The organism is Inquilinus sp. CA228, from assembly GCF_052078665.1.
Classification (GTDB): domain Bacteria; phylum Pseudomonadota; class Alphaproteobacteria; order DSM-16000; family Inquilinaceae; genus Inquilinus.
This window is the reverse complement of the sequence record NZ_JBQJIK010000014.1, coordinates 100,715-108,269: the sequence shown is the minus strand read 5'-3', so window position 1 is coordinate 108,269 and position 7,555 is coordinate 100,715. Positions and strand designations below refer to the sequence as shown.

Annotated in this window: 8 protein-coding genes; 2 read left to right on the top strand and 6 right to left on the bottom strand. The window is 70.1% G+C overall.

Translation table 11 applies throughout. The features are described 5' to 3' along the window. The 3 genes from ACTOWL_RS09315 to ACTOWL_RS09305 form a co-directional block, all read right to left on the bottom strand. Positions 1 to 620: helix-turn-helix domain-containing protein (locus ACTOWL_RS09315; RefSeq protein ID WP_441320936.1), on the bottom strand; the 620-nt coding region annotated here is incomplete at its 3' end. Between the two features lie 263 nt (positions 621 to 883). Next, positions 884 to 2,062 carry an IS481 family transposase gene (locus ACTOWL_RS09310; protein WP_441320935.1) on the bottom strand — a complete coding sequence of 393 codons (1,179 nt, stop codon included), beginning with the start codon at positions 2,060 to 2,062 and terminating at the stop codon, positions 884 to 886. Between the two features lie 178 nt (positions 2,063 to 2,240). Continuing rightward, the gene (locus ACTOWL_RS09305) at positions 2,241 to 3,413 is read right to left on the bottom strand and encodes a M20 aminoacylase family protein (protein ID WP_441320934.1); all 1,173 of its coding nucleotides are present in this window, start codon (positions 3,411 to 3,413) and stop codon (positions 2,241 to 2,243) included. A gap of 195 nt (positions 3,414 to 3,608) precedes the next feature. On the opposite strand from ACTOWL_RS09305, the gene clpS reads away from it, so the two are divergent. After that, positions 3,609 to 3,917 carry an ATP-dependent Clp protease adapter ClpS gene (gene clpS, locus ACTOWL_RS09300; RefSeq protein WP_441320933.1) on the top strand — a complete coding sequence of 103 codons (309 nt, stop codon included), beginning with the start codon at positions 3,609 to 3,611 and terminating at the stop codon, positions 3,915 to 3,917. A 4-nt stretch (positions 3,918 to 3,921) separates the two neighbouring features. Here the strand turns inward: clpS and ACTOWL_RS09295 are convergent, their stop codons facing one another. Further along, positions 3,922 to 4,845, bottom strand: coding sequence for a ribokinase (locus ACTOWL_RS09295; protein ID WP_441320932.1), 924 nt, complete (start codon positions 4,843 to 4,845; stop codon positions 3,922 to 3,924). 151 nt (positions 4,846 to 4,996) lie between these two features. On the opposite strand from ACTOWL_RS09295, the gene ACTOWL_RS09290 reads away from it, so the two are divergent. Further along, positions 4,997 to 6,202 carry a M20 aminoacylase family protein gene (locus ACTOWL_RS09290; protein ID WP_441320931.1) on the top strand — a complete coding sequence of 402 codons (1,206 nt, stop codon included), beginning with the start codon at positions 4,997 to 4,999 and terminating at the stop codon, positions 6,200 to 6,202. Here ACTOWL_RS09290 and ACTOWL_RS09285 read toward each other — a convergent pair whose 3' ends face one another. Then, entirely contained in the window at positions 6,203 to 6,775 is a 573-nt protein-coding gene (locus ACTOWL_RS09285; protein ID WP_441320930.1) for a hypothetical protein, read from the bottom strand. It abuts the gene before it with no gap. A 76-nt stretch (positions 6,776 to 6,851) separates the two neighbouring features. Next, a complete protein-coding gene (locus tag ACTOWL_RS09280; RefSeq protein WP_441320929.1) occupies positions 6,852 to 7,475 on the bottom strand; it encodes a TetR/AcrR family transcriptional regulator in 624 nt (207 codons plus the stop codon). Positions 7,476 to 7,555 lie beyond the last annotated feature (80 nt).

Genomic DNA, 7,555 nt, shown 5'->3' with positions numbered 1-7,555 from the left:
AACGGCGAACCGTTGTCCGACCGCATGATCTCCGGCAGACCATTCTCCTCGAAGCTCCGCTCGAACTCCTCTCGCGCCTCCTCGCCGCGGGTGCTGTCGCCCGCCGTCAGCCCCAGCAGATACCGCGCATAGCCGTCGCCGATCGTCAGAGGCTCGCACCGCTCGCCATTGCCCAGCCGAAACCAGCCCTTGTGGTCTGTCGCCCAGACATGGTTCGGCCGCTCCGCCAGGGTCAGGCCGCCCAGCGTCGGCGGCACCCGATGGCGCCGACGCCGCGGCTGCACCAGTCCCTCCCGCTTCAGGATCTCGCCCGCCGTCGACGGCACCGGCCAGGCCGCCTCCGGATAGCGCTCCTCCAGCTTCGCGATGATCTTGCGCGGACCCCAGCTCGGCCGCGCCATCTTCTGCTCGATGATCGCCGCCGCCAGCTCCACCGGCGTCGATCGGCCGTGCGCCCGCGGCGCCCGGCTCCGCTCCAACAGCCCCGCCGACCCCTCCGACCGATACCGATCGATCCATTTGTACGCCGTCTTCCGGCTGATCCCGTACCGCTCCGACAGCTCCAACACCGTCCACTCCCCGCCCAGCCAGTCCCCGATCAACCACACTCTCTGATCCATGGCACAGCTCTCTTCCCAAGGCATCGGCAGGCCCTCCCTGCCAAATTAGAGCTGTCACCCATCTATCCGGGCTATTCTGTTACCTCTCTATCCGGGCTGGACACATCCTCCCCCTCTCCTTGCGGGAGGGGGAGGATGGAAGGGGGAGGGGGTTGGCGCCGATGGAATTGATGTGGAGCGTCAGTACCGGTCCCGCAGAAATCTTGGCCGATTCCACGCCGGCTCCCGTCATTGAAACCCCCTCCCCTGCCCCCTCCCGTTGTTTAGACCGGGGACAAGGTGGACACCTGTTCGGGGACATGGTGAACAGGTTGGACCATGTTCTGGCGCAGGTCGACCTGCGCCAGAACATGGCTGCGATAGCACAGGTCGAAGAGTCCATCGGTGTCGGTGGCGCGGAGCGCGACGCGGCGGCCGACGAAGGCTTTCGAACAGTTGATCTTCTGGCCCTTGAAGCTGATCCAGCCGGTGTCCTGCACCTTGCGGAGCTGGGCCTCGGGCTCGTAGTCGGGCGGGGCGATGGTCTCGGGCATGGACCGCGGGCTCACCTGATAGCGCTTGGAGGGCGTCTCGAGTTGGATCGCCTGGTGCGGCCGATGGGTATTGTAGACCTCGCGCCAGGCGTCGAAGGCGGCCTGGGCCTGGGTGAGGTCCCGGAACCGGTAGCCGTCGAGCACCTCGGCCTTGAGCGTGCGGTGGAAGCGCTCGTCCTTGCCCTGGGTCTGGGGATGGTAAGGCCGGCCGTGGCTCACCGCGATGCCCAGGTCGAGCAGCCAGACGGTCAGCACCGTGTACCGCGCCGGGCCGCCCGTGCCCCAGGGCGAGCCGTTGTCCATCAGCATCCGCCAAGGCAGGCCGCAGCGCCGGAACACCCGCTCCAGCCGGGTCTGCACGGTCTCGCTTACCTCGTCGCCGCAAGCCTCCAGTCCCAGCGCGTAGCGGGAATGGTCGTCCAGCACCGTCAGCGGATGGCAGCGCCCCGCCTCCAGCGCGAAGTGGCCCTTGAAGTCCATCTGCCACAGATCGTTCGGCGCCGCATGCTCGAACCGCACCCAGTCGCGCCGCTCTCCCGCCCGCGGCCCGTCCAGCTTCCCGTGCCGGCGCAAGATCTCGGTGATCGTCGAAACCGCCGGCGGCACCAGACCCTCCCGCTCCAGCACACGGCCGATCTTCCGACCACCCCAGGCCGGATGCGCCGCCCGCTCCGCCAGCACCCGCGCCTCCAGCTCCGCCGACGTCTGCCCCGGACTGACCTGCGGCCGACGCGATCGGTCCGCCAAGCCCTCCGGACCTTGCTCCCGGTAGCGCTCCAGCCACTTGTACCCCGCTGTTCGGCCGACACCGAACCGACGGCACAGCTCCGATACATTCGCCTCCGGCGTCTGCGCCAAGCGGCAAAACTCCTCCCGTTGCGACATGCGCGAACACTCCTGAAACGGCATGCGACCTCCTTCGCCTCATGCCGAAAGTGTTCACCATCTCCCCGAACACCTGTTCACCATCTCCCCGGTCCATACACCCCCCGCGGGAGGGGGTAGGGGGAGGGGGAGAGTGGAAAGCAGGTGTCAGTTCGGGCGATCGAATTCTGAACCGGCCGAAGCGTCGGCCGGACGGCCGCCGTCACCCCGCCTTCAGCTGGGTCTCGACCAGGCCCGCCAGCAGCGAGGCGCCGAGCGGCAGGACCTCGTCGTTGAAGTCGTAATGCGGGTTGTGGATCATCGCCCCCGAGGCGCCGCCGGCCTGGCCGAGGAACAGATAGGCCCCCGGCCGGGCGTTCAGCAGATAGGCGAAATCCTCGCCGCCCAGCGACGGCTCGACGTCGCGCTGGACATTGCCCTCGCCGACCACCGTCTCCGCCACCCGCGCCGCGGTCTCAGCCTGCTCGGCATGGTTCACCGTCGCCGGGTAGCCGTACTGGTAGTCGATGTCGATCACGACGTCGAAGGCGGCGGCGATGCCGTCGACGATCCGCCGGATGCCGGCGACCATCATCGCCTGCACCTCGGGCCGGAAGGTCCGCACCGTGCCGTTCAGATAGGCCTCGTCCGGGATCACGTTGTGGGTGCTGCCGGTGTGGATCTGGGTGATCGACAGCACCGCCGCATCCATCGGGTTGGTGTTGCGGCTGACCAGGGTCTGCAGCGCGCCGACCAGCTGCGCCGCGATCACCACCGGGTCCTTGGCGGTCTGAGGAATCGCGGCATGGCCGCCGACGCCGTGGATCCTGATGTCGAACATGTCGGCCGCTGCCATCATCGGGCCCGGCCGCACCCCGACCGTGCCGGCCGGCAGCAGCGGCCAGTTGTGCAGGCCGTAGACCTCGTCGCAGGGGAAGCGGTCGAACAGGCCCTCCCGGACCATCACATCGCCACCGCCGCCGCCTTCCTCCGCCGGCTGGAAGATGAAGTGCACGGTGCCGTCGAAGTTCCGCGTCTCGGCCAGGTACTGCGCCGCGCCGAGCAGCATGGTGGTGTGGCCATCATGGCCGCAGGCATGCATCCTGCCGGGCGCGGTCGATTTGTGAGCGAAGTCGTTGACCTCCTGCATCGGCAGGCAATCCATGTCGGCGCGCAGGCCGATGGTGCGGCCGCCGTCCGTCCGCCCCTTGAGCACGCCGACGACCCCGGTCTTGGCCAGGCCGCGATGCACCTCGATGCCCCAGGAGGCCAGCTTCTCCGCCACGATGGCCGAGGTCCGCACCTCCTCGAAGCCGAGCTCGGGATGGGCGTGGAGGTCGCGCCGCCAGGCGGTCATCTCCTCCTTGCGGGCGGCGATCGAATTGATGACGGGCATCGGTCGGTCTCGTCTTGCGCTGGCTGGGATGGCGAAACTCCGATAGTGGTCCGTCCGCGGCGCCGGGGCAACCCGGTGCAGGCGCAGGGGCGGCAACCGGCCGCTGCCCCGGGCGGTGGACGGGCGGTGGACGGGCGGTGCCGAGCGTGACAAGCTGCGGCCGTTTTCCGTAGCTGCGCCAGCCAGGAGCAGCCGATGAGCGACACCACGAACAAGCCCCGCATCGACACCCGGCCGAAGACGCAGCGGCCGCGGCTGCACAAGGTCATCCTGCTGAACGACGACTACACGCCGCGCGAATTCGTGGTCGTGGTGCTGAAGGGCGAGTTCCGGATGAGCGAGGACCAAGCCTATCGGGTGATGATGACGGCGCATCGGCGCGGCGTCTGCGTCATCGCGGTCTATCCCAAGGAGGTCGCCGAGACCAAGGCGACGCGGGCGACCGATGCCGCCCGCAAGCTGGGCTATCCGCTGCTGTTCACGACCGAGCCGGAAGAAACCTAGGCTGCTATCCGATCGACGTGGTCGGCCCCAGCCGCGGCAGGGCGGCGTCGATCGCCGCGGCGGTCGGCATGCTCTCCTGCGCGCCGAGGGCGAGGCAGGCCAGGGCAGCGCCGGTCGAGGCCCGACGCAGCGCCTGGTCGAGTGGCAGCCCGGCATCGAGCCCGGCCGCCAGCACGCCGGTGAAGGTGTCGCCGGCGCCGGTGGTGTCGACCGGCTGGATCGGCAGCGCCGGTACGGCGAAACCTGCCTCCGGACCGACTGCGATCGCGCCCTCGCCGCCGAGGGTGACGACACAGGTCAGGTTCATCCGGCCGCTGAGCGCCTGGGCCGCGGCCCGGGGGCTGGACGTGTCGAGGCCGAGCCCGCCGGCGATCGCCAGCGCCTCGTGCTCGTTCACCACCAGGAGGTCGAGGTCGCGCAGCGCCGCCTCGGGCACCGCAGCGGCCGGGGCGACGTTGAGGATGGCGCGGCAGCCGCGGGCTCGGGCGCGCTGCAGCAGCGCCCAGTTCTGCTCCGGCGGCAGCTCCATCTGCAGCACCAGCAGCGTGTCCGGGGTCAGCCGGTCGTCCGGCACCTGGTCGGCGCGGACCGCGAGATTGGCGCCGCTGCCGACGGCGATGAAGTTCTCGGCCTTGGCGTCGACGCAGATATAGGCGACGCCGGTCGGCCGGTCGCTGGTGGCGATCAGGCCGGTGTCGATGCCCTCCTTCGCCAGGGTCGCGCGCATCACCTGGCCGAAGCCGTCATCGCCGACCGCGCCGGCCATCGCCACCCGTGCCCCGGCCCGCGCCGCCGCCACCGCCTGGTTCGACCCCTTGCCGCCGGGCTTGGTGACGTAGCCGTCGCACAGCACGGTCTCGCCCGGCCGCGGCAGCGCCGCCACCGCCATCACCAGGTCCATGTTGATCGAGCCGAAATCCAGGATCACGCGGCGGTCCTCCCCGACGAAGGGCGCGATCCTGGCGCGGCACGGGCCGGAACGCAACCGATGTGCACACGGACTGCCCGCCGCCCCTGGGCGCGGGCCGAAAAACCTGCAAATGTCCTACGTGCCAAGCCGCAACCAAAGGGGAACGACCGTGACCGCCGAGCCGAAGGACGTCCTGGCCGAGATCAAGGGCTATGAGGACGAGCTGATCGCGATCCGCCGCGACATCCATGCCCATCCGGAGACCGGCTTCGAGGAGGTGCGCACCGCGGCGCTGGTGGCGAAGACGCTCCGCGGCTGGGGCATCGAGACACAGGAGGGCATCGCCAAGACCGGCGTGGTCGGCACGCTGAAGGGCACCCGGCCCGGCAACCGGGCGGTGGCGCTGCGCGCCGACATGGACGCGCTGTTCATCGAGGAGAAGACCGGCCTGCCCTATGCCTCGACCGTGCCCGGCAAGATGCATGCCTGCGGCCATGACGGCCACACCGCCATGCTGCTGGGCGCCGCCCGCTACCTGTCGGAGAACCGGGACTTCGCCGGCACGGTGCATTTCATCTTCCAGCCGGCCGAGGAGGGCCAGGGCGGCGGCCGGCTGATGGTCGAGGAAGGGCTGTTCGACCGCTTCCCGGCCGATGCCGTCTACGGCATGCACAACAATCCGGGCCGCGCGGTCGGCGAATTCGGCATCCGCCCCGGCCCGATGATGGCGGCGGCCGACACCTGGACTGTCCGCTTCGGCGGCACCGGCGGCCATGGCGGCTCCGCCCCGCATCTGGCGACCGACCCGACCGTGGTGCTGGCGCATTTCATCCTGGCGATCCAGGCCATCGTCGGCCGCAACATCCCGTCGGTCGAGCCGGCGGTGATCAGCGTCGGCCACATCTCCGGCGGCTCCGCCGGTTCGCCCAACATCATCCCGCCCGAGGTGGTGGTGAGCGGTACGGCGCGCAGCTATTCGCCCCAGGTGCGCGACACCATCGAGCGCCGGCTGCGCGAGACCGCCGAAGGGCTGGCGGCGACCTATGGCTGCACCGCCGCGGTGCACTACGACCGCCGCTACCCGACCCTGGTGAATCATCCGGAGCAGACCGACATCGCCGCCGGCGTGGCGGGCAGGATCGTCGGCGACGACAAGGTCGCGACCCGCATCCCGCTGATCACCGGCGCCGAGGACTTCTCCTTCATGCTGGAGAAGAGGCCCGGCGCCTTCATCATGATCGGCAACGGCATCAACCCGGACGGCAGCTACCACTACGTCCACACGCCGCATTACGACTTCAACGACAAGATCCTGGCGCTGGGCTCGACCTACTGGGTCACGCTGGTGGGCCAGGAGCTGGGGGTGGAGGGGTAGCTACGCCAGCACCGTCCCGTCCGGCGCCAGCCGGACGGTGAAGGGGTCGGCGATCTCGCCGGCGATGCTGAGATGCGACACCCAGCCGCTGACCTCGATCGAGCCGTCGGGCAGGGTGCGGGCGGCGGCGGGGACGACGGCGCCGTCCGGCGCGGGCGGCACCAGGTCGGCGCCGCTCTTCAGCACCTCGCCGGCCAGCACGATCTCCTCGACCCAGCGCACGGCGATCGCCTCGCGCGTCGCCTCGTCCGCCGCCGCCCAGCCGGTGTCGGGCAGCAGCAGCGGGGCGAGGTCGTCCGGCGTCACCGCCGGCTGCCAGACGCCGTCGATGGCGACGCCGCGCCAGGACGGCACCGCATCCGGCGCGACATGGCCGATGAAGGTGACCCGGGCAAAGCTGTCGGGGCGGTAGAAATAGAGCGGGGCCAGGGCGGTGTCGTCATTGGCCGCGCGGGCCGAGCCGAGATAGGCGGCCAGGGCGTCGTCATAGGGCGGCCGCTCGGTCGCCACGGCGAGGTCGGCCTGGCCCAGGCTGAGCAGAACCGACACGCCCCAATAGCGGAACTTCGCCATCTGCTTCCTCCTCCGTGCCCCATCTCCCTCGGAGGTAAGCAGGAATTGCGGCGAAACAAGGGGCCGAAACAAGACCTTAACGTGTTGTATAGGCGCGCAAAAAGATTGTCACAGCGCGTTCGGCGATGCCCCGCAGCTCGTCCGGCTCGGGCGCCGGCTCGACCCCGAACAGGATGCGCTGCCGCCGGCTGCCCTGCAGCAGCGCCATCAGGTCGTCCGCTGCGGCCACCGGATCCGTGGGATCGAGCACCCCGGCCGCGATCCGGGCCTGCAGGAAGTCCACCAGCCCCGCTCGGACGCGGCCCGGGCCGGCCTCGTAGACGATCCGCGCCAGGTCCGGAAAAGCGGCCGCCTGGGCGATCATCAACCGCTGCACGCCGAGGATTTCGGGGTCGAAGATCCGGCGCAGCATGTGCTCGCCGAAGGTGGCGAGCTCGGCCGCCAGGTCGCCCGCCGGGTCGAGCCCGCCCAGCGACTGCTGCTTGTAGCGGTCGAAGAGGGCATGGAACAGGCCCTCCTTGCTGCCGAAATGGCTGTACAGGGTCTGCTTGGCGACGCCGGCCTCGGCCGCCACCCGGTCCATGCTGGCGGCGTAGCCCTCGGCCATGAACACCTTGACCCCGGCGTCGAGGATCGCCTCGCGCTTCTTCCGGCCGCGCGGGGTCATCGCCATCCGCGCCGCCGCTTCCTGCACCGTCATCGAACCAACCCGTCCCTGCGACCCCACGCCTGGGGATCATGCCGCCGAAGCCGGCGGGCGCAAAGCCCGCCGGGGACACT